Origin of the sequence: Methylobacterium sp. WL18, assembly GCF_008040015.1 — a bacterium.
Classification (GTDB): domain Bacteria; phylum Pseudomonadota; class Alphaproteobacteria; order Rhizobiales; family Beijerinckiaceae; genus Methylobacterium; species Methylobacterium mesophilicum.
In genome coordinates this window covers 1-19,896 of the sequence record NZ_VRVD01000032.1, presented here as the reverse complement: position 1 = coordinate 19,896, position 19,896 = coordinate 1, and the positions used below count along the sequence as shown (strand labels likewise).

Annotated in this window: 24 protein-coding genes; 16 read left to right on the top strand and 8 right to left on the bottom strand. The window is 68.6% G+C overall.

What is annotated here, in order from left to right; all coding sequences use genetic code 11:
• Nucleotides 1–167, bottom strand: a 167-nt coding sequence (locus FV228_RS05525; protein ID WP_147853670.1) for a helix-turn-helix domain-containing protein, incomplete at its 3' end; no start/stop codon positions are given.
• Nucleotides 168–292: 125 nt separating this feature from the next.
• On the opposite strand from FV228_RS05525, the gene FV228_RS05520 reads away from it, so the two are divergent.
• The gene (locus FV228_RS05520; RefSeq protein ID WP_147853675.1) at nt 293–2,371 is read left to right on the top strand and encodes a prolyl oligopeptidase family serine peptidase; all 2,079 of its coding nucleotides are present in this window, start codon (nt 293–295) and stop codon (nt 2,369–2,371) included.
• 130 nt (nt 2,372–2,501) lie between these two features.
• On the opposite strand, the gene era is transcribed toward FV228_RS05520, so the two are convergent.
• The 5 genes from era to FV228_RS05495 form a co-directional block, all read right to left on the bottom strand.
• Nucleotides 2,502–3,500, bottom strand: coding sequence for a GTPase Era (era, locus tag FV228_RS05515; protein ID WP_147853669.1), 999 nt, complete (start codon nt 3,498–3,500; stop codon nt 2,502–2,504).
• Complete coding sequence (rnc, locus tag FV228_RS05510; RefSeq protein WP_147853674.1) at nt 3,497–4,261, bottom strand: ribonuclease III; 765 nt, start codon at nt 4,259–4,261, stop codon at nt 3,497–3,499. Before rnc ends, era begins: the two co-directional genes overlap by 4 nt.
• An 11-nt stretch (nt 4,262–4,272) precedes the next feature.
• The gene (gene lepB, locus FV228_RS05505; protein WP_147853668.1) at nt 4,273–5,073 is read right to left on the bottom strand and encodes a signal peptidase I; all 801 of its coding nucleotides are present in this window, start codon (nt 5,071–5,073) and stop codon (nt 4,273–4,275) included.
• A 252-nt stretch (nt 5,074–5,325) separates the two neighbouring features.
• On the bottom strand, nt 5,326–5,736 hold the full coding sequence (acpS, locus tag FV228_RS05500) for a holo-ACP synthase (RefSeq protein WP_147853667.1): 411 nt from the start codon (nt 5,734–5,736) through the stop codon (nt 5,326–5,328).
• A complete protein-coding gene (locus FV228_RS05495; protein ID WP_147853666.1) occupies nt 5,733–6,497 on the bottom strand; it encodes a pyridoxine 5'-phosphate synthase in 765 nt (254 codons plus the stop codon). The genes acpS and FV228_RS05495 overlap by 4 nt, the downstream gene beginning before the upstream one ends.
• Before the next feature lie 376 nt (nt 6,498–6,873).
• On the opposite strand from FV228_RS05495, the gene rpsF reads away from it, so the two are divergent.
• The 11 genes from rpsF (at nt 6,874) to FV228_RS05440 (ending at nt 16,223) form a co-directional block, all read left to right on the top strand.
• Complete coding sequence (rpsF, locus tag FV228_RS05490) at nt 6,874–7,350, top strand: 30S ribosomal protein S6 (protein WP_147853665.1); 477 nt, start codon at nt 6,874–6,876, stop codon at nt 7,348–7,350.
• Between the two features lie 3 nt (nt 7,351–7,353).
• Complete coding sequence (gene rpsR, locus FV228_RS05485; protein ID WP_091712669.1) at nt 7,354–7,611, top strand: 30S ribosomal protein S18; 258 nt, start codon at nt 7,354–7,356, stop codon at nt 7,609–7,611.
• Between the two features lie 127 nt (nt 7,612–7,738).
• A complete protein-coding gene (locus tag FV228_RS05480) occupies nt 7,739–8,770 on the top strand; it encodes a DUF2232 domain-containing protein (protein WP_147853664.1) in 1,032 nt (343 codons plus the stop codon).
• 41 nt (nt 8,771–8,811) lie between these two features.
• A complete protein-coding gene (rplI, locus tag FV228_RS05475; protein WP_147853663.1) occupies nt 8,812–9,384 on the top strand; it encodes a 50S ribosomal protein L9 in 573 nt (190 codons plus the stop codon).
• A gap of 298 nt (nt 9,385–9,682) precedes the next feature.
• Nucleotides 9,683–11,170, top strand: a complete 1,488-nt coding sequence (locus FV228_RS05470; protein WP_147853662.1) for a replicative DNA helicase — start codon at nt 9,683–9,685, stop codon at nt 11,168–11,170.
• 147 nt (nt 11,171–11,317) lie between these two features.
• Nucleotides 11,318–11,815: a DUF29 domain-containing protein gene (locus FV228_RS05465; RefSeq protein WP_210247785.1), complete on the top strand. Its 498-nt coding sequence runs from the start codon at nt 11,318–11,320 to the stop codon at nt 11,813–11,815.
• 91 nt (nt 11,816–11,906) lie between these two features.
• Nucleotides 11,907–12,356 carry a cupin domain-containing protein gene (locus tag FV228_RS05460; RefSeq protein WP_147853661.1) on the top strand — a complete coding sequence of 150 codons (450 nt, stop codon included), beginning with the start codon at nt 11,907–11,909 and terminating at the stop codon, nt 12,354–12,356.
• A gap of 10 nt (nt 12,357–12,366) precedes the next feature.
• Complete coding sequence (locus FV228_RS05455) at nt 12,367–13,269, top strand: SMP-30/gluconolactonase/LRE family protein (protein ID WP_147853660.1); 903 nt, start codon at nt 12,367–12,369, stop codon at nt 13,267–13,269.
• Nucleotides 13,209–14,168: a VOC family protein gene (locus FV228_RS05450; RefSeq protein ID WP_246693837.1), complete on the top strand. Its 960-nt coding sequence runs from the start codon at nt 13,209–13,211 to the stop codon at nt 14,166–14,168. The genes FV228_RS05455 and FV228_RS05450 overlap by 61 nt, the downstream gene beginning before the upstream one ends.
• Nucleotides 14,169–14,250: 82 nt before the next feature.
• On the top strand, nt 14,251–15,156 hold the full coding sequence (gene lgt, locus FV228_RS05445) for a prolipoprotein diacylglyceryl transferase (protein ID WP_147853659.1): 906 nt from the start codon (nt 14,251–14,253) through the stop codon (nt 15,154–15,156).
• A complete protein-coding gene (locus tag FV228_RS05440; protein ID WP_147853658.1) occupies nt 15,153–16,223 on the top strand; it encodes an SAM-dependent methyltransferase in 1,071 nt (356 codons plus the stop codon). Before lgt ends, FV228_RS05440 begins: the two co-directional genes overlap by 4 nt.
• A 33-nt stretch (nt 16,224–16,256) precedes the next feature.
• Here FV228_RS05440 and FV228_RS05435 read toward each other — a convergent pair whose 3' ends face one another.
• Nucleotides 16,257–16,454 (bottom strand): fibronectin-attachment protein (FAP), encoded by a 198-nt coding sequence (locus FV228_RS05435; protein ID WP_147853657.1) that lies wholly within the window; start codon nt 16,452–16,454, stop codon nt 16,257–16,259.
• Between the two features lie 146 nt (nt 16,455–16,600).
• Between FV228_RS05435 and pgeF the strand changes: the two genes are divergently transcribed.
• On the top strand, nt 16,601–17,371 hold the full coding sequence (pgeF, locus tag FV228_RS05430; RefSeq protein ID WP_147853671.1) for a peptidoglycan editing factor PgeF: 771 nt from the start codon (nt 16,601–16,603) through the stop codon (nt 17,369–17,371).
• A 289-nt stretch (nt 17,372–17,660) separates the two neighbouring features.
• Nucleotides 17,661–18,512, top strand: coding sequence for a porin family protein (locus FV228_RS05425; RefSeq protein WP_147853656.1), 852 nt, complete (start codon nt 17,661–17,663; stop codon nt 18,510–18,512).
• A 111-nt stretch (nt 18,513–18,623) separates the two neighbouring features.
• Here the strand turns inward: FV228_RS05425 and FV228_RS05420 are convergent, their stop codons facing one another.
• A complete protein-coding gene (locus FV228_RS05420) occupies nt 18,624–19,130 on the bottom strand; it encodes a hypothetical protein (protein WP_147853655.1) in 507 nt (168 codons plus the stop codon).
• Between the two features lie 184 nt (nt 19,131–19,314).
• On the opposite strand from FV228_RS05420, the gene FV228_RS05415 reads away from it, so the two are divergent.
• Both FV228_RS05415 and FV228_RS05410 read left to right on the top strand, forming a co-directional pair.
• On the top strand, nt 19,315–19,497 hold the full coding sequence (locus FV228_RS05415) for a hypothetical protein (RefSeq protein ID WP_147853654.1): 183 nt from the start codon (nt 19,315–19,317) through the stop codon (nt 19,495–19,497).
• Nucleotides 19,490–19,699 (top strand): hypothetical protein, encoded by a 210-nt coding sequence (locus FV228_RS05410; RefSeq protein ID WP_147853653.1) that lies wholly within the window; start codon nt 19,490–19,492, stop codon nt 19,697–19,699. The genes FV228_RS05415 and FV228_RS05410 overlap by 8 nt, the downstream gene beginning before the upstream one ends.
• Nucleotides 19,700–19,896 lie beyond the last annotated feature (197 nt).

The following is a 19,896-nucleotide window of genomic DNA, read 5'->3' as shown; positions in this document are numbered from 1 at the left end:
CGCGTCGGCTTGGGCGCGACGTGGCCTTCCTGCGCGAACCGCTCCGACCAGCGGCTGGCACTCGACACGCTTACACCGAACCGGGCCGCCGCTCGATGGAAGGAGGCGCCCTCGGCCACGGCCGCCATGACACGCTCGCGCAGATCGACAGACAACGGTGAAGGCATCGAGGGCTCCTTCACCACTCAACGCTGCAAACGGCTAACCCGTCGCAACGCGGCCGGGCACGGCTCTAAACTGACGCGGCCAGGGCCGTTCACGAATCCCAGGATCCGGGTCTATCGTGTCCGCCATGACCGCTCCGATCGATCCGCGCCCGTCCCCGCAGCACCCGGACGACGATCCCTATCTTTGGCTGGAGGCGATCGACGGGCCGGAAGCGGTGGCATGGGTCGAGGCGCGCAACACCGAGACCCTCGCCCGCTACGGCGATGCCGTCTTCGACCGCGACCGCGACATCGCCCGCGTGATTCTCGATCGGCCGGATCGGATTCCGCTGGTCTCGCGCCGGGGCGGGAGGCTCTATAATTTCTGGAAAGATGCGGAGCATCCGCGCGGCCTGTGGCGGCGCACCGACGAAACGAGCTTCCGGACAGAAACGCCGGACTGGGACATCCTGCTCGACCTCGACGCCCTGGCCGTCGCGGAGGGCGAGGATTGGGTCTGGGCCGGATCGTCGATCCTGAAGGATGGCCATGACCGGGCCCTGCTCTCCCTCAGCCGGGGCGGCGGCGATGCCAAGGTCGTGCGCGAGTTCGACCTGACCGCCCGCCGCTTCGTGGCCGACGGCTTCGTCCTACCCGAGGCGAAGGGCGGCGCGGCCTGGCTCGATCGCGATACGCTCCTGGTGTCGAGCGCCTACGGCGACGGCATGGCCACGCGGGCGGGTTACCCGCGCACCATTCGGATATTGTCTCGCGGCTCGGATCCGCAGGCCGCCGCGGTGCTGTTCGACGTGCCCGAGACCAGCATGGCCGCATGGGCCTCGGTGGATCGGGAGACGGGCGTCGAGCGGCTCGTCTTCATCGAGCAGGTCAGCTTCTTCGACACCAAGATCCTCCTCGGCGACCGGAGCGGCCCAAACACAGAACTCGACGTGCCCTCGGACGCCGACGTGCAGGTCGACCGGGATTACCTCGTCGTGCGACCGCGCCGGCCCTGGTCCGTCGGCGGCGTGGAGCATGCGACCGACACCGTGCTGGCGCTGCCGCTGTCCGGCTTCCTGGCCGGGCGCCGCGACTTCGCGGTGTTGTGGCAACCGGACGAGCGCCGGGCGCTCCAGGACGTGTTCTGGTCGGCCGGGCGCCTGTTCGTGCACGCGCTCGATGATCTGCGCCCGACCTACACAGTGTGCACGCCGGGGGAGGGGGCCTGGGCGACACGGCCGCTGGAGGGGCTTCCGATGCTCGGCAGCGTCAACGTCTGGCCCCTCGACGGCGATACCGAGGAGGCGGACGGCACGCTGCTGGCGCTGGTGCACGACCCCGTGACGCCCGCGACGCTTCTCAGCATTGCGCCGGATCTCGGAGCACCCGCGGTCTTGCGCGCAACGCCGCCGGCCTTCGACGCACGTGGATTGCGCGTGACCCGGCACGAGGCGATCTCGGCCGACGGAACGCGCGTTCCCTATGTCCAGACCGGTCCGGAGGGGCTGACGGGCGAGGCCCCGGTGCACATGACCGCCTATGGCGGCTTTCGGATCCCGCTTCTGCCGAGCTACGCGCCGGTTCTCGGGAAGCTCTGGCTGGAGCGGGGCGGTACGAACGTCGTCGCCAACATCCGCGGCGGCGGCGAATTCGGCACGCGCTGGCACGATGCCGGCCGCCGCGAAGGCAAGGCCCGGGCGCATGACGACTTCGCAGCGGTCGCGGCCGACCTCGTCGCGCGCGGCGTGACCCGGCCGGGCCGGATCGCCGCGGAGGGCGGATCGAACGGCGGCCTGCTTATCGCCAACATGCTGACCCGCTATCCGGAGCGGTTCGGGGCCCTGTTCTGTACGATCCCGCTGATCGACATGCGCCGCTACACCAAGCTCCTGGCCGGGGCGAGCTGGATCGCCGAATACGGCGATCCGGACGACCCGCAGGACTGGGCGTTCCTCGGCGCCATCTCGGCGTATCATGCGGCCGAGGTGGGGCGGCCCTATCCGCCGATCCTGCTGGCCACCAGCCGCCGCGACGACCGGGTGCATCCCGGCCACGCGCGGAAGATGGCCCGCAAGCTCAACGCCCTGGGCTACGACGCGGCCTTCTACGAGCCCGCCTCGGGCGGACACGGCTACGGCAAGGACAACGCCGAGGCGGCGGCGTTCCTGGCGCTGGGCCTGACCTTCCTGCGCCGCTCGATCGGCTGGGATGTGCCGGAGGCCTGAAATTCCGATTTCAAAAGGTCTTCGACCTTCTACGGGTGCAGGGTGCAACCCTGCTGTCGGGCTTTGCCCGATGCATCAGGGGCGCCGCCCCCGAACCCCGCCAAAGGGCTAGGCCCTTTGGAAACCCGGTTTAGCCGCGCGGGAACTCTAACCCCATCTCGCGGTAGCGGGCCGGGTCGTCGGCCCAGTTCTCCCGGACCTTCACGTGCAGGAACAGGTGGACTTTCGTGTCCGCCGCCTCGGCGATTTCGATGCGGGCCGCCTGGCCGATCGCCTTGATGGTCTGGCCGCCCTTGCCCAGGACGATCGAGCGCTGGCTCTCGCGCTCGACGAAGATCGTCTGCTCGATCCGCACCGAGCCGTCCGGCCGGATCTGCCACTGGTCGGTCTCGACCGTGGAGCGGTAGGGCAATTCCTCGTGGAGCCGGTCGTAGATCTTCTCCCGAGTGATCTCGGCGGCGAGCATGCGCAGCGGCGCGTCCGAGACCTGATCCTCCGGGTAGAGCCACGGGCCGGACGGCATCCGGGCGGCAAGCGCCCGGCGCAGATCGCCGACGCCGTCGCCCTTGAGCGCCGAGATCATGAAGGTCTCCGCGAAGGGCGAAGCCGCATTGAGCTTGGCGGCGAGATCGAGCAGCCGCTCGCGCGGGATCAGGTCGATCTTGTTGAGGATCAGCATCTTCTCGCGCTTCACCCCGCCCAGCCGGCTCAGGATCGCCTCGACCTCGTCGTCCAGGCCCTTGCGGGCATCGACCAGTAGGCACACCGCATCCGCGTCGGCGGCGCCGCTCCAGGCCGAATGCACCATCGCCCGGTCGAGCCGACGCTTCGGCGCGAAGATGCCGGGGGTGTCGACCAGGATGACCTGGGCCGATCCCTCGATCAGGATGCCGCGCACCAGCGCCCGGGTCGTCTGCACCTTGCGCGAGACGATCGAGACCTTCGTGCCGACCAGGTTGTTGAGGAGCGTCGACTTGCCGGCATTCGGCACGCCGATGAGCGCGACGAAGCCCGCCCGGGCGTCGGCGGGCGTGCCCGGGAGCGTCGAGGGGGCCTTCGGTGCCGGGCCCTCGGCGGGGCCGTCATCCTGTGCATCATCCTGCGCGTCGTCGTGATCGTGTTCGGTCATGCTGTCTCCGTCGGCCCCGTCTCCGGGGCGGTGCCGATTCCCTCGCGCTCCATCAGCGCGCGGGCGGCCTCCTGCTCGGCGACACGCTTCGAGGTGCCCTCGCCATGGCCCGGCTCGAGCCCCTCGACCTGTACGGCAATGCGGAACCTGGGTGCATGATCCGGGCCGGTGCGCTCGACCACCGCATAAACGGGGATCGGCAGGCTTCGGCCCATGGCCCATTCCTGCAACGCGGATTTCGCGTCGCGGCCGCGATGGGCCGACAGGGGTTCGGTCGGGTGGAAATGCGCCTCGACGATCAGACGCGCCGCGTCGAAGCCGGCATCGAGGTAGACCGCCCCTAGGATCGCCTCGCAGACGTCGGCCAGGATCGTCTGGTTGCGCCGGCCGCCACCCATCACCTCGCCCTGGCCGAGGATCAGGTGCGGGCCGACCTCCCAGGCGGCCGCCACCGCCGCGCAGGTCTCCCGGCGCACGAGGCCGGCGAGGCGGCGCGACAGGTCACCCTCGTCGGCGTCCGGAAAGGCCGCATAGAGCCGGTCCGCCACCGCGAGCCCGAGGACGCGGTCGCCGAGGAATTCCAGGCGCTGGTAGCTGCCGCCGCGTCCGGTGGCCTTGCTGGTATGGGTCAGCGCCCGGGTCAGCAGGGTCTGATCGGCGAAGCTGTGGCCGATCCGCTCCTCCAGGACGCCGAGCGGCGGCCTGGGCTTGTGGGAACGCCGCGCCCGGGAAGACGGTCGGGCCTGTCCAGCCTCGTCCAAGTCCGGGCCGTTCAATGGATGGTCGAGAACAGGCGCGACCAGCGCACGTGGGCCGGCCAGTTCCAGAGCTGCCAAGCCGGGGTGCCCTCGTCGATCGAGAAGAAGATCATCTCGGCGCGTCCGACCAGGTTGGCGAAGGGCACGTAGCCGACGCTGGCGAGGTCGCGCGAATCGGTGGAGTTGTCGCGGTTGTCGCCCATCATGAAGAAGTGACCGCTCGGCACGGTGTAGAGTTCGGTCTTGTCCCAGAACCCGTTGTCGCCGTCCCGCTCGATCACCCGGTGTACGACGCCGTTCGGCAGCGTCTCGAGGTATTGGGGAACCTTGGTCGCCTGGCCGTAGGGATCGGTCGTCTCGTAATCGGCGATCCGCTCGCGCTTGACCGCCTTGCCGTTGATATTGAGCACGCCGTCGATCATCTGAATCTTGTCGCCCGGCAGGCCGATCACGCGCTTGATGTAGTCGGTGGCGTTGTCCTTGGGCAGCTTGAACACCGCGATGTCGCCGCGCTTCGGCTCGGCCGCCCAGACGCGCCCATCGGCCTGGATCGGAATGTATTCCGACAGCGGAAGCGAGTACTTCGAGTATCCGTAGGAGTACTTTGAGACGAACAGGTAATCACCGATCAGCAGCGTCGGCACCAGCGAGCCCGACGGGATGTTGAACGGCTGGAACAGCAGCGTGCGCACCACGAGGGCGATCAGCAGCGCCTGGACGCCGACCTTCAGCGTCTCGCGGATGCTGGCCCAGGTGCCGGTCTCGACCGGTTTCGTCAGTGGCTTGCCGTCGTGATCCACGCGTGCGCGTTCCATCTTCAGACTCAGATTCCGTCGCCGGAGCACGCCCCGGCTCTTCCGTTCTCGTACGATGGTCCCGGAAACTCGGCTTCCGCCATCCCGCATCATACGCCAGCCGCCAGCAGGGCACGGCCCCGCCGCTCGCGGCTGATCTGCGGTTGTCCCGAGGAATGCGCCGCAATCGTGTCCGCTGCGTGCGGCGGTCTAGACCAAGCGCGAGCCCCCCGCAACGCGCGAGGGCGGCGCGCTAATCCGCCGACCCGGGTCTCACCCGCGCGGCACGGTCGGCAGCGCCTCGATGATCACGAAGGCTTGAGCCATCGGCGGGTCGTCCGTCAGGCTGACGTGCACGCGGCCCTCATGCCCCGCGGGCAGCAACTCGGCGAGACGCGCGGCGGCGCCGCCGGAGAGCCGCAGGGTCGGCTGGCCGGAGGGCAGGTTCACCACCTCCATGTCGCGCCAGAACACCCCGGCACTGAGACCGGTCCCGAGGGCCTTGGCACAAGCCTCCTTGGCGGCGAATCGCCTGGCATAGCCGGGCGCCCGCGCGGCGCGGCGATCGCAGCGCGCCCGCTCGCCGTCCGTGAAAACCCGGTGTGTGAAGCGGTCGCCGTGCCGCTCCAGCGTCCGGGCGATCCGGTCGATGTCGCAGAGATCCGAGCCGATGCCGATGATCATGGGCGCCGCGCGCGGTCCATGGCGGCCCGCATGTCGCGCACTGCCTGGGCAAGGCCCACGAAGATCGCGTCGGCGATGAGTGCGTGGCCGATATTCAACTCGCGGATCTGCGGCAGCGCCGCTACCGGGCCGACGCTGTCGACCGTGAGCCCGTGGCCGGCATGGATCTCCAGGCCGAGGCCGGCGCCGTGCTGGGCCGCCCTTGTGATCCGGGCCAGCTCGTGGGCGATGCGCCCATCGTCCCCCGCCACGGCGGCCTCGCAGTAGCTGCCGGTGTGCAGTTCGACCACCGGAGCCCCGAGCGCGGCGGCCGCCTCCATGATCGCCGGTTCGGGCTCGACGAACAGCGACACCCGAATGCCGGCCTCGGCTAGGGCGGTGATGCGGGGGGCGAGGTGAGCGCGGCCGCCGACGATGTCGAGGCCGCCCTCGGTCGTGCGCTCCGCACGCTTCTCGGGCACCAGACAGGCGGCGTGGGGCCGGGTCGCCAGGGCGATCGCCACCATCTCGTCGGTCGCGGCCATCTCGAAGTTCAGCGGCACCGTGAGGTCGCGCTTCAGCGCGGCGATGTCGGCGTCGCGGATGTGGCGGCGGTCCTCGCGTAGATGCGCAGTGATCCCGTCCGCCCCGGCCTCGACCGCCAGCAGGGCGGCCCGAACGGGATCGGGATAATGCTCGCCGCGTGCATTGCGCACGGTGGCGACGTGATCGATGTTGACGCCGAGGCGCAGCTTTTCGAAGGTCGTGTTTTCGGGCGTCATGGGCTCATCGGTCCCGGGGCCGGCCCGCTCCGGCAGGCGCCCTCGAACGGTCGATATGCTGGCGGCGCGCCCTGTCGGCAAGACGGGCCGGCGCCCCGGCCGAGCGGACGCGTCCGGACCTGCCGGCCTTGCCAGTGCGGGAAAAAACCATTATCCGCCGGCCCTCGCGTTCGCTCCGGCCGGGGGCTGAACGGACGGTGCCGCTCGCGGCATAGGGTCCTGAACGACCCGTCGTCCGGTGTCTCCGCCTTCGATCAACCGCTCGGGCCTGAAAATCGGCTCGAAGGGCTTGGCGCCGAGCGTCTCGCGAAATGAACCGGCCCGAACCAGCCGCTCCCGAGCGGCCGGGCTCCTTTTGACACTGAAAGGCCCGATAATGCCTCTCTACGAGCACGTGCTCTTGGCCCGGCAGGACGTGACGTCCCAGCAGGTCGAGACGATGATCGACACCTACAAGGGTGTGATCGAGCAGAACGGCGGCCGCCTCGAGAAGATCGAGATGTGGGGCGTGAAGTCCCTGGCCTACCGCATCAAGAAGAACCGCAAGGCGCATTTCGCGCTCCTCAACATCGACGCCCCCCCGGCCGCCATCGCCGAGATGGAGCGCCAGATGCAGATCTCCGAAGATGTGCTGCGCTTCATGACCGTCCGGGTCGAGGATCTCGATTCCGAGCCGTCGGCGATGATGCAGAAGCGTGACCGCGACGACCGCAAGGATCGCGAGCGCGGCCGGCGTCGCGACGATGACGGCTTCGGTGGCGGCGGTGGTGGCGGCTTCGGCGGCGGCGACCGTCCGGACCGTGGCGATCGCGGTGGCGATCGTCCCGAGCGTACCTTTGGCGGGGAGGCCTAAGCCATGGCATTTGGTGCTGGTGCAGGTGCTGGCGGCGGACGCCGTCCCTTCTTCCGTCGTCGCAAGACCTGCCCCTTCTCCGGCGCGAACGCGCCGAAGATCGACTACAAGGACGTCAAGCTGCTGTCCCGATACGTGTCGGAGCGCGGTAAGATCGTTCCGTCGCGCATCACCGCGGTGTCGGCCAAGAAGCAGCGCGAACTCGCTCAGGCGATCAAGCGCGCCCGCTTCCTCGGCCTGCTGCCCTACGTGATCAAGTAGACCAATTCGACCGTCCGGCCCGGGCTCGACCCGGGCCGGTCCTCACAGAGCGATCTGGCATCGCTCGATCGTTGGGGCGCAGCGTCGCCTCTAACCCTGCCGTGACGGCAGCGGGACAGCGGAATCCATGGCACAGCATATCGGCATCGGTATCGGCGCGGGCCTCGTCTCCGCACTCCTGTTCGGGGTGCTGCTGAAGGCGACCCCGCTGGCGATCGTGCTCTACCTCGTGGCGCCGCTGCCGATCCTGATCGTCGGTTTGGGCTGGAGCCATAAGGCCGCCCTGGCGGCTGCCGCCGCCGGCAGTCTGGCGCTGGCCCTGGTGATCGCGCCCTTCATGGGCCTCGCCTACGCGGCCTACATCGCCCTGCCGGCCTGGTGGCTCGCCTACCTGACCCTGCTCGGTCGCGACACGCCGTCGGGCCTCGAATGGTACCCGACCGGCCGCCTCCTCGGCTGGACTGCCGCCACGGCGGCGCTCGCGTTCATCGCCATCGCAGTCCTGTCCTCGCCGAACCACGCGGCTTTCGACGCGCAATTGCGCGGGCTCGCCCGCACGCTGGTCCAGGTTCGCGATCCCGCCGCCCGCCCGGCTGTGGACCGTCGTGCCGACGCACCCCAGTCCGAGGCGACGGAATCCGGTTCGGACCCTGCGCCGGACACGGAGCAAGCACCCAAGGCCGGCGCCGACGAGGCCGAGGTGACCCGGACCGAGGTCGCAGACGCGCTTGCGCGCGTGGTCCCGGCTTTCGCGGCCAACGGTCTGGCTTTGCTCCTGACCTTCTATCTCTGGGCTTCGGCCAAAATCGTGAATATCTCCGGCCGGCTGCCGCGGCCCTGGCCGGATCTGCCGGCGACCGCCATGCCGCGCACCACGTTGGTGACGCTGGCCGCGGCCGTGCTGATGTGCTTCGCCCCCGGCTACGTCGGCGTGTTCGGCGTGGCGCTCGTGGGGGCGTTCAGCGCGGCTTTCGCGCTCCAGGGGCTCGCGGCGTTCCACGACCGCTCGCGCGGCCGGCCCGGACGCGGGCTGATGCTGTTCGGCATGTACCTCATCCTGTTCGTGACCCAGGGCGTGGCCCTGGTGGCACTCACCCTGTTCGGCCTAGCCGACACCGCCCTCGATCGCCGACGTCCCAAGGACAACCCGGCGCCGTGAGTCCCCGGCCCCCGAGGCCGACCAACTGAAGGAGAAAGACGATGGAAGTGATCCTGCTCGAGCGCGTGGCCAAGCTTGGCCAGATGGGCGAGACCGTGAACGTTCGCCCGGGCTTCGCCCGCAACTTCCTGCTCGCCCGCGGCAAGGCGCTGCGCGCGACGGAATCCAACAAGAAGCACTTCGAGTCGCAGCGCGCCCAGCTCGAGGCTCGCAACCTTGACCGCAAGAAGGACGCCGAGGCCGTCGCCGAGAAGCTGAACGGCCAGAGCTTCGTCCTGATCCGCCAGTCGGGCGAGTCCGGCGTCCTGTACGGCTCCGTCTCCACCCGCGACCTCGCCGAGGTGGTGGCCAAGGACGCCTTCACCGTCGATCGCGGCCAGTTCATCCTAAACCAGCCGATCAAGACGCTCGGCCTGCACAATGTCCCGGTGGTGCTGCACCCCGAGGTCGAGGTCCAGGTCACGGTCAACGTCGCCCGCAGCCCCGAAGAGGCCGAGCGTCAGGCCCGCGGCGAGTCGGTCACTGAGCGCGAGGCGTTCAACCTCGACGACCTCGGCCTGGAAGTCGGCGCGGCGCTGGCCGATGCCGGTGAAGGCGCCGACGACCGCGGCTGATTTTAGGACTTGGCTTGCGCCTTTCCGGGAGGGCCCTACGGCCCTGGCGGGATGGCGCAGGTCACCTCCCTGTATACCGGTGAACATTGGGGATCATTCGCCCCGAGACTTGACACGTTCCAGTTTTGTTCCAGCATGGACGCCCGCCCCTCGCGAGAGTCGGCGGGCGTCCGTTCGTCCGGGCCGGGGCCGGACGAACCGGCCGTCGGCTAGGCTTCAGTAACCATACTGAGGCCAAGGTCGCGCGGTGTGATCCTGGTGCGCCCGCCGCGGCGCCTGATTTCGGAGTCGTCCGCCGATGGCCCTGCCCAATGCGCTCACGGCCAAGCTGGAAGCGGTCCAGGCCGAGTACCGCGTCGCCCCGCACAACATCGATGCGGAGCAGGCGCTGCTCGGCGCCATCCTGGTGAACAACGACGCCTACTACCGGGTGTCGGACTTCCTGCTGGCCGAGCACTTCATGGAGGATGCGCACCAGCAGATTTTTTCCGTGGCGGCGTCCCTGATCCGCGCCGGCAAGCTCGCCACGCCCATCACCATGAAGACCTACCTCGGTGACGCCGATTTCGGCGGCCAGACGGTGATGCAGTACCTCGCCAGGCTCGCCGCAGACGCCACCACGGTGATCAACGCCGGCGCCTACGGCCGGACGATCTACGACCTCGCCATCCGCCGCCGCCTGATTACCATCGGCGAGGATCTGGTGAACGGCGCCTACGAGGCTCCGGTCGAGCAGGCGCCCCGCGACCAGATCGAGGAGACCGAGCGGCGCCTCTACGAACTCGCGGAGGCCGGAAAGTACGACGGCGGCTTCCAGAAGTTCTCCGACGCGCTGACCGCCGCGGTCGACATGGCCGCCAAGGCCTACCAGCGCGACGGCAAGCTCTCGGGCATCGCCACCGGCCTGTCCGACCTCGACGCCAAGATGGGCGGTCTGCAATCCTCCGACTTGATCATCCTCGCCGGCCGCCCGGCCATGGGCAAGACCTCGCTGGTGACCAACATCGCCTTCAACATCGCCAAGGCGTATCGCGGCGAGAAGCAGGCGGACGGCACGATGCAGACCGTCAACGGCGGAATCGTTGGGTTCTTCTCCCTGGAAATGTCGGCCGAGCAGCTCGCCACCCGCATCATCGCCGAGCAATCGGGGGTGCCGTCCTACAAGATCCGCCGCGGCGACATCCGGCCGGAGGATTTCTACAAGATCACCGACGCCGCCCGGGATATGCAGACGATCCCGTTCTACATCGATCAGACAGGCGGCATCTCGATCGCCCAGCTCGCCGCACGTGCCCGGCGCCTGAAGCGCCAAAAGGGCCTGGATCTGCTGATCGTCGACTACCTGCAGCTGCTTTCCGGCTCCGGCAAGCGCAGCGATAACCGCGTGCAGGAAATGACCGAGATCACCACCGGCATGAAGGCGCTGGCCAAGGAGCTGGCGGTGCCGATCATCGGTCTGTCGCAGCTCTCGCGTCAGGTCGAGAACCGCGACGACAAGCGCCCCCAGCTCTCGGACCTACGCGAATCGGGCTCGATCGAGCAGGACGCCGACGTGGTGATGTTCGTGTTCCGCGAGGAATACTACGTCAACAACAAGAAGCCGCGGGAGGGCACGGAGGAGTTCTTCGCCTGGGAGGCGGAGATGAACCGCGTTCACGGGAAGGCCGAGGTGATCCTGGGCAAGCAGCGCCACGGCCCGACCGGGACGGTTGAGCTGCAGTTCGACGCCAACATCACCCGGTTCTCGAACCTCGCCCAGAGCGAGCGGCTGCCCGAGCAGATGTGATAGCGAGCCGTGCGGAAAGGCGGCCTCCGGCTTTCGGGAAAAGATCATGCGAATCAAAAGGCTACCGCATCTTGTGGGTTTCGACACCCGGCATGATGCGGTAGCGTGGCGATGCCCACGTGAACGGGCGACTGCGAGGAGGCGGTCGTGACAGCTTCGAATCTGGCGCCGCAGAAGCTGAAGGCGACGCGGTACGAGGACGATGTCCATGCTTGGGCTCAGGAGCAGGTGCATCTCCTTCAGGCGGGCGCGTGGGCGCGCCTCGACATCGAGCATATTGCGGACGAGATTGCTGACGTGGGCCGCAGCGAACGCCACGCGTTGACGAGCGCCCTCTGTGTGATCCTGCTTCACCTGCTGAAATGGGATCATCAGCCCACCCGGCGGAGCCGCAGCTGGGTGACGTCGATCCGGACACAGCGCAGCATCGTGGCGGAGCGTCTTGAAGACAGCCCAAGCCTTAAGTCGCAGATCCAGGCGCTCATCGATCGGGCCTATCATCGCGCGCGGATCGAGGCGGCAGGGGAGACTGGGCTCGATGAGGGCGCGTTCCCGCCGGTCTGCCCCTACGACTTTACCGCGATTATGACCCGGCCGATTCCCTGGCCGCCGAACGACGGCGACGTCCGATCGACGTGTCGGTAGGATCGCCTTCGGCGGTCTGCGGTCGCCGCGAACCATCGCCGGATCCGGCCGTTGAGCGGAAGACGAATGTGCCGCCGCCGCAGGATCGACGATGACCGAGCCGACCCCTCCAAAGATGCCTTACTGGCACGTCTATACCGACGCGGAGGGGGTGAGCCGCCAGGAGCTCTTTTCGATCGCGCGGTTTACATTCGAAGGGATCAACCCCGAAACCGCACCGCAGTGGAACGACAAGATGGACCCGGCGCCGTCGGTGGTGACCTTTACGGTCCTACCGGTCGGCTGGGTCGGCGAGTGGCACGAGAACCCGCGTCCACAATGGATCGCGATCCTGTCCGGCCGCTGGTTCGTGGAGACCATGGACGGCCACCGGGTCGAAATGGGTCCGGGCGAGCTGATGATGGGCGAGGATCAGAACACCAAGGCGCGCGATGGCAAGAAGGGTCATCTCTCGGGCACCGTCGGCGACGAGCCCTGCACCATGATCGTGACGGGGCTCCAAGTGGAGCCAACCGTCAACCAGCCCGGCCGCTTCAAGTAGGGCCCCCGGCATGGACGGCATCGAGCTGACGCAGCCGCGCTTCAAGGCGTATGTTCTTCCGAATGCGCCGCTGGAAAAGCTCGCCGACGGCTTTCGCTGGACCGAAGGCCCGGTTTTCTTCGGCGATCGCAACGAACTGCTGTTCTCCGATCTCCCCAACAACCGGGTGATGCGCTGGACGGATCAGGGCGGCCTGAGTGTCTATCGCGAGGGGGGCGACTTCGAGAACGGCCACACGCGGGATCGCCAGGGGCGGCTCCTGTCCTGCTCGCATCGCGGCCGGCGCATCCACCGGACCGAACTCGACGGCCGCATCACCGGCCTAGTCGAGCACTATCAGGGGCGACGGCTGAATTCGCCCAACGACATCGTCTGCAAGTCCGACGGCACGATCTGGTTCTCGGATCCGCCCTACGGCATCCAGACCGATTATGAAGGCGGCAAGCAGGAATCCGAGCTGCCCGCATCTCTCTACCGGTTCGACCCCCGCGATGGGTCGCTGTGCGTGGTCGCCGACGACTTCCAGGGCCCGAACGGCCTGTGCTTCTCCCCTGACGAGCGCAGGCTCTACGTCGTCGAGACCGGGCTGCAATTCGCGCCGGACCCGATTCAGCACGTGCGCGTGTTCGATGTCGCCGAGGATGGAAGCCTGTCCGGCGGGGCGGTGTTCTGCAAGATCGCGCCAGGCAATGCCGACGGGATCCGCTGCGACGAGCATGGCAATGTGTGGTCGAGCGCCGGCGATGGCGCGCACTGCATCGACCCCGGCGGCGAGCTTCTCGGGAAGATCCTGGTGCCATCGACGGTGGCGAACCTAACCTTCGGCGGCCGCAACGACAGCCGGCTGTTCCTGTGCGCCTCGCGCACGCTGTACGCGATCTACACCAATGTGCGCGGGGCGCGGCTGCTTTGAACGGCGTCAAAGCCATCGCGGGCTTCAGTCGCACCGTTGCGGACCTCGCCGTCACGGAGGCCTTTTATTGCGACGGTCTCGGCTTCGAGCGGGTCGCTCCGCCGGAACCGGTGCCGACTGCGCAGGCCGAGGCGATGGGGCTCACGGGGTTGCAGGCCCGGCAGTTGCACCTGCGGCTCGGCGGCCAAATGGTGACGTTCCTCACGGTGGAGCCATCCGGCGCGCCTTACCCGGTCGACCGCTCGGCAACCGATCCGTTCTTCCAGCACCTCGCGATCCCGGTGCGCGACATCGATGCCGCGATGGCGCAGATCGGCCGGGTCGATCCGACGCCGATCAGCCGGGGCGGCGCGCAGGTCCTGCCAGCGTCCTCGGGCGGCGTCACCGCGTACAAGTTCCGCGATCCGGACGGGCATCCCCTGGAACTGATCTTCTTCCCCGACGGAGAGCCGGCCGAGCGTTGGCGCGCCGCGCCGGGCCTGTTCCTCGGTATCGACCATTCGGCGATCACCGTCACCGATCTCGATGGGACGCTGTCGTTCCTCACCGGCCCCCTGGGCCTGCACGTCGCGCAGACCGGCTTGAACCGGGGGGCCGAACAGGCGCGGCTCGACGGCATCGATGATCCCGTAGTCGATGTTGTCGCGCTCAAGCCGCCCGCACCCGCACCGCACGTGGAACTGCTGCACTACCGGGCGCCGGCCAGCCCGAACCGGTCACGGAACGAGTTCAGCCCGGCCGATCGCGCCTCAACGCGATTTGTTTTTTCCGTGGCGGATATAGAGGGGCTGGTGGAGGCTCTCCGTGTCGCAGGGGTCGCGCGTCGTTCGTCCTTGGATGGCAAGGCTGCCTATTGCGTGGGACCGGATAACCATGGGTTCTTGTTCGTGACGGCTTGAACCCGCGGCTGGATGCTGCGTGTTGCGCACTTGACGCGTCGCCCCTCCGGCGTCCAATCCGGCCGCCCCGGAGGTCAGACCGATGCCGCTCCTCGCACTGCCCTTTCCGGCCATCGATCCTGTGGCGCTCGCGATCGGGCCGATCACGATCAAATGGTACGCGCTCGCCTACATCGCCGGCCTGATCGGCGGGTGGTACTACGCGCGCCGCCTCGTGATGGCCGACAGCCTGTGGGGGGTGGTCAAGCGCCCGCAGGTGGTCGACATCGACGATCTGGTCGTCTGGGTCGCGCTTGGCGTCGTGCTGGGTGGGCGGATCGGCTACGTGCTGTTCTACAACCTGCCGATGTACCTTGCCGACCCGATGGAGATCCTGGCGATCCGCAACGGCGGCATGTCGTTCCACGGCGGCTTCCTGGGCGCGATCCTGGCCTTCCTGCTGTTCGCCCGGGCCAAGAAGCTGAACGGTTACACCCTTCTCGACATCGGCGCCGTCGTCGTGCCGATCGGCCTGTTCTTCGGGCGGATCGCGAACTTTGTGAACGGCGAGCTGTGGGGCCGGGTCGCGCCGGACTTCGCTTATGCGATCGTGTTCCCCACCGGAGGGCCGCTGCCGCGCCATCCGAGCCAGCTCTACGAGGCGGCCACCGAGGGTCTGCTGCTGTTCATCGTCATGGCGTTGAGCGTCCGCCGGTTCGGCTTCCGCAAGCCCGGCTTGCTCGGCGGGATATTCGTGTTCGGCTACGCCCTGGCCCGCACGGTCTGCGAGTTCTTTCGCGAGCCGGACCGGCAACTCGGCTTCCTGTTCGGCGACCATCTCGGGCCTATGGGGGGCGGCGTGACCATGGGCATGCTGCTCTGCGTGCCGATGATGATCGTCGGCCTCACCTACATCGTTCTGGCGGCGACAGGCCGGACCCGTCCCCGTAATCCGGCTGCGGCGTCCGACCCGCGGGAGGCGGCGCGCGAGGCGCCCGCGAAGGCGTGACGCTGCTCGGAGCCGAGATCGCGGCGCTGATCCGGCACGGCGGCCCGATCGGCGTCGACCGCTACATGGCACTATGCCTGGGGCATCCGGTCCACGGCTATTACCGAACCCGCGATCCGCTCGGGGTGCGGGGCGACTTCACGACGGCGCCCGAGATCAGCCAGATGTTCGGCGAACTGGTCGGCGCCTGGGTGGGCTACGTTCACGGGCGAATGGGGCGGCCGGATCCGCTCGTTCTGGTGGAACTCGGCCCCGGACGCGGCACGCTGATGGCCGACGCCCTGCGGGCCCTGCGGGTGGCGGCTCCGGGCGTACGGGTGTCGCCACACCTGGTCGAGACCAGTCCGGTCCTGCGCGAAGTGCAGGCTCGCGTCCTGGCCGGAACGGACGCGACCTGGCACGCAAGCTTGGAAACCCTGCCCGACGGCCCGGTGATCCTCGTCGCCAACGAGTTCTTCGACTGCCTGCCGGTCCGCCAGTTCGAGCGCCGGGCCACCGGCTGGCATGAGCGGCAGGTGGGGCTCGGGCCGCAGGGCGAGTTCGTGTTCGGGCTGGCCCCAGAGCCGACGGCGGAGATCGAGGCGTCGGGGTCCGAGGGGGCGTTGCTGAGCGTCCCCGGTGCCGGGCTCGCGCTGATGCGGACGCTGACCCGAAGACTGCGCGCGTCCGGAGGCACACTGCTGGCGATCGATTACGGCCATGTCCGGCCGGGCTTCGGCGATACCCTCCAGGCTCTGGCGGGGCATCGCTTCGCCAACCCGCTCGCGGCGCCGGGCGAGGCGGATCTGACGCATCACGTCGATTTCGCGGCTCTGGCTCGGGCTGCACGCGCCGAGGAGGCAACGATCCTCGGTCCGGTGGAGCAGCGAGAATTCCTTGTTGCCCTTGGTCTGCTGGAGCGCGCCGAGCGCCTGAAGGCGTCCGCCACGGCAACTCAAGCCAAGGCAATCGATTCCGCCGTGGAGCGGCTGACGGATGCCGGCCCGACCGGCATGGGCCGCCTGTTCAAGGTCCTGGCGGTAACCGGTCGAGACCTCGGCCAGCTGCCCGGATTTCTCGAAACCTGAGGCTTCGCATCCGGACGGCGGCTGAGGATGTCGTCAGCCGAACGAGCCGAAACCCGCGTCGGATCCGTTCGTGGCCCGCGGCGTCGGCGGTGCCGGTGGGTTCAGGTCGGAGGGGTCGAGGTCGCCGCGTTCACGCACGACGGGATGCTCGGCAGTGCTGGGGCTCCGATGTTCCGGAGCCTCCGGCGCCATGGTCTCGATCGGGGAGTCGTTCTCGGTCCGTCGTGACATTGCGATCCTTCTCGGAAGAATCCGGAACCCGGACTCATGCTGCAATGCAGCAAGAATCTGACGGTTCCACGACATCGTCAAGGGCCGGCCGTTCCGCTATCGAGCGCGGCAGCAGGAAAGCCAGGGAGCCGACCGTGACCGCAGGCATGTACATCGAGGCGCCGGAACTCTCGTCGCAGACCGGCGTGCGGCACGCCTTCTTCACCCGGGCCGGCGGCGTCTCGGAGGGCGTCTACGCGTCGCTCAACGGCGGACTCGGCTCGCACGACGTGCCGGAGCATGTCGGCGAGAACCGGGCCCGGATGTGCGCCCAGCTCGGCCTGCCGCCGGATCGCCTCGTGAGCCTGTACCAGGTCCATTCCGCCGCGGTGGTCACGGTGGAGGCACCGTTCCCGGCTGCGGACCGCCCCAAGGCCGACGCCATGGTGACGCGGGTCCCAGGGCTCGCCCTGGGCATCGCCACGGCCGATTGCGGGCCGATCCTGTTCGCCGATCCCGAGAACGGGGTGGTCGGCGCCGCCCATGCCGGCTGGAAGGGGGCATTGACGGGGGTGATCGCCGCGACGGTGCAAGCCATGGAAGCCCTCGGAGCGCGACGTCAGCGGATCGTCGCCGTGCTCGGGCCGACGATCGGGCAGGCCTCCTACGAGGTCGGCCCGGACTTCATCGCGCGCTTCCGCGCCGAGGCTCCCGGCCAGGAGCGCTTTCTGGAGCCAGGGACCCGCGACGGTCATGCGCAGTTCGATCTTCCGGGCTTCATCCTGGCGAGACTCGGCGAGGCGGAGATCGGAGAGGCCGCGATGCTCGACCTGTGCACCTATGCCGACCCGGAGCGCTTCTACAGCTATCGCCGGACCACGCACCGCGGCGAGCCCGACTACGGGCGGCTGATCTCCGCTATCGCACTGACTCCATGATGGTCATGGACGGGCCCCGTCCCGAGCGTGGCCGTTGCGTCCAGGGGGTGCGACACTTTGTCAAACCAAAATCGTGCGAAAAAGCGTGGCCATAAGCGAACCTTGACCATTCGAGCGCGTTTTGACCCATGAGGTGCCGGGGAAAAACGGCGGATTGCCAAAGGGGCCGCGATGAGCGGTCGGCGATACCGCCCGCGTAAAGCAGCCCTGGAACCGCTGGACGATTGGCAGATCCGCGTTCCGTATCGGTCCGAAAGGCCGCTGCGGAGCCACCCGTGAGGACCAGAATATGAAATCCCTGCTTCGCGCTACCACCGCCCTCGCGGGCGTCGCCCTCGCCGGTTCGGCCTTCGCCGCCGACCTGCCGCGTCGCGCCGCCCCGCCGCCGATCTTCACTCCGGTGCCCGTGTTCACCTGGACCGGCGCCTACTTCGGTATCAACGCCGGCTACGCCTTCGACGCCAGCAGCCGCTCCAACAACTCTACCTTCGTCGTGCCGGGCGGTGTCGGCCTGACCAGCGGGCCGGCCGCCGTCGCCACCTTCCGCAACCGCAGCCAGGACGGCTTCTCCGGCGGCGCCCAGGTCGGCTACAACTATCAGTTCACCCCGGGCTCGGGCGTGGTCGTCGGCATCGAGGCCGATGCCCAGTACCTCGACTTCGGCCGCAACCGGAACAACGCCTTCGTCAGCGGCGGTGCGATTGCGCCCGGCCTGATCCTCAACGACCCGCGCGGCCTGGCCAGCCTCGACTACTTCGGCACCGTGCGCGGCCGCCTCGGCTACGCCTTCGACCGCACCCTCGTGTACGGCACCGGCGGCTTCGCCTACGGCTCGGGCAGCGCCGACCGCTCGTTCGGCGGCTACGCCGGCAACGACAGCTTCCGCACCGGCTACGCCGTCGGCGGCGGCATCGAGTATGCCCTCCCCACCGACTCGTTCCTGAACTTCTTCCGTTCGAGCGCCGTGACGCTCAAGGTCGAAGGCCTGTACGTGAACCTCGACCGCGGCACCCGCAACCAGGGTGTCCTGCTCGTCAACGCCGCCAACCTGGCACCAGCCTACGTGACCCCGATCGGTCGCCGCGACGACGAGTTCGCCGTCGTCCGCGCCGGCCTGAACTACAAGTTCGGCTCGTACTAAGCGGCGCCGAAACCGCTTGACCTGAGCATCCCCAGCCCGATCAGACTGGCTGCTTGGTCGAGAAGCGTCCCGGGATCACATCCCGGGACGTCTTCATGTTTGCGACCCCGGTCAGGCCTGGACGGCGTGCTCCAGCTCGGCCTTCGACATCCGCGAGCGGCCGGGGACGTTCTGCGCCCTAGCATTGCGCATCAGCTCGGCCTTCGTCGTGCTTTCGTGTCCTGCCTCGCGCGCCGCCGCGGCCTTCTCGGCAGCCGCCTTGGGTTGCTTCGAGTACTGCTTGCCCTTGCGCGTGTCGGCGCGCTTCTTGGCGGTGCTGGCGGCGTATTCCGCATCGGTCAGGCTCTCGCGGGCCTTCTTGGGCAGGTAGCGCTCACCGGTCTCGCCGCTCTCGGCGCCGGACTTCGTGCCCCACTCCTCCTCGGTCCATTGCGTGAGGTGGTTGTCGGACGCCTTCTTGCCGGCGTAGCCGCCGCCTTCCTTCTTGTATTCCGCGGTCGCCATCTGGGCCTTGCGGGCCGACCATTGACCGGGCTTGCCGCCCTTGTCGGATTCGGTGACCGCGCGCTTGACCCTCTCCCACAGCTTCGGATCTGTCTTCTTGGCGGTTCCCGACATCGCTGCGCCTCGCGCCTGTAGATTTGGCCGTCAACACCACGGTCGTCGCGGTGTTCCTGCGCGCGCATCCGGCCCGCTGCGACCGAACGTCGGGCACGCCGCGCCGACATCCCGACGGCCCCGCGGTCGAGGGGGGCGGATACCGGAAGCGTCTTACGCGGTTGTCCCCGAAAGGGAGTCCCGCATGCCCGACGGACCGACGGCCAACACGCAAGACCTCGCCGAGACCGAATACGACGCCCACCGCCGGGCGCGGGCGGCCGCCGGGCATCAACCAGTCCCGCCGGGCGCCGACTCCGACCAGGCATCCCCGGACGAGGGCCCGAAGGCCGGATCGCCCGACGCGAAAGGATCCCAGCATGGCTGACGGGCCGGCCGACACGCAGGCGCAGCGGATGCCCCACGGCAAGCCCAACAGCGAGGGACTGGCCGACGCGCTGCTCGATACAGCCACCGGCACGGTCAAGCCCCAGGACGGCCCGATGGATCGGGCCGGTACCGAGGCGGAGGGGGCGGCCCGGGGCGGCACCAGCCTCGGAGCGGAGCGCGACAAGTCCGGCGGCCGGTAATCCGCTCCCGGACCTGCGGACCCATTCATGTTTCCGGGCTGTCAAAGCGGAGGTCAGCCGCTATTCAGGCCGCAGGACCAATCTCCCCTCGCCTTGCGCCGGGCGGTTCCGGTGCAGGTTTGCACGGAGGGTCTGATCATGATGCACGTGAAGATGCTCGCGGCGGTTGCAGCCGTCGCCGGCGGTCTCGGCTTGGC

Coding starts and splice junctions, on each gene's coding strand:
- FV228_RS05520 (WP_147853675.1), top strand. CDS start 293: ATGACCGCTCCGATCGATCCGCGCCCGTCCCCGCAGCACCCGGACGAC.
- era (WP_147853669.1), bottom strand. CDS start 3,500: ATGACCGAACACGATCACGACGACGCGCAGGATGATGCACAGGATGAC.
- lepB (WP_147853668.1), bottom strand. CDS start 5,073: ATGGAACGCGCACGCGTGGATCACGACGGCAAGCCACTGACGAAACCG.
- acpS (WP_147853667.1), bottom strand. CDS start 5,736: ATGATCATCGGCATCGGCTCGGATCTCTGCGACATCGACCGGATCGCC.
- FV228_RS05495 (WP_147853666.1), bottom strand. CDS start 6,497: ATGACGCCCGAAAACACGACCTTCGAAAAGCTGCGCCTCGGCGTCAAC.
- rpsF (WP_147853665.1), top strand. CDS start 6,874: ATGCCTCTCTACGAGCACGTGCTCTTGGCCCGGCAGGACGTGACGTCC.
- rpsR (WP_091712669.1), top strand. CDS start 7,354: ATGGCATTTGGTGCTGGTGCAGGTGCTGGCGGCGGACGCCGTCCCTTC.
- FV228_RS05480 (WP_147853664.1), top strand. CDS start 7,739: ATGGCACAGCATATCGGCATCGGTATCGGCGCGGGCCTCGTCTCCGCA.
- rplI (WP_147853663.1), top strand. CDS start 8,812: ATGGAAGTGATCCTGCTCGAGCGCGTGGCCAAGCTTGGCCAGATGGGC.
- FV228_RS05470 (WP_147853662.1), top strand. CDS start 9,683: ATGGCCCTGCCCAATGCGCTCACGGCCAAGCTGGAAGCGGTCCAGGCC.
- FV228_RS05460 (WP_147853661.1), top strand. CDS start 11,907: ATGACCGAGCCGACCCCTCCAAAGATGCCTTACTGGCACGTCTATACC.
- FV228_RS05455 (WP_147853660.1), top strand. CDS start 12,367: ATGGACGGCATCGAGCTGACGCAGCCGCGCTTCAAGGCGTATGTTCTT.
- lgt (WP_147853659.1), top strand. CDS start 14,251: ATGCCGCTCCTCGCACTGCCCTTTCCGGCCATCGATCCTGTGGCGCTC.
- FV228_RS05435 (WP_147853657.1), bottom strand. CDS start 16,454: ATGTCACGACGGACCGAGAACGACTCCCCGATCGAGACCATGGCGCCG.
- pgeF (WP_147853671.1), top strand. CDS start 16,601: ATGTACATCGAGGCGCCGGAACTCTCGTCGCAGACCGGCGTGCGGCAC.
- FV228_RS05425 (WP_147853656.1), top strand. CDS start 17,661: ATGAAATCCCTGCTTCGCGCTACCACCGCCCTCGCGGGCGTCGCCCTC.
- FV228_RS05420 (WP_147853655.1), bottom strand. CDS start 19,130: ATGTCGGGAACCGCCAAGAAGACAGATCCGAAGCTGTGGGAGAGGGTC.
- FV228_RS05415 (WP_147853654.1), top strand. CDS start 19,315: ATGCCCGACGGACCGACGGCCAACACGCAAGACCTCGCCGAGACCGAA.
- FV228_RS05410 (WP_147853653.1), top strand. CDS start 19,490: ATGGCTGACGGGCCGGCCGACACGCAGGCGCAGCGGATGCCCCACGGC.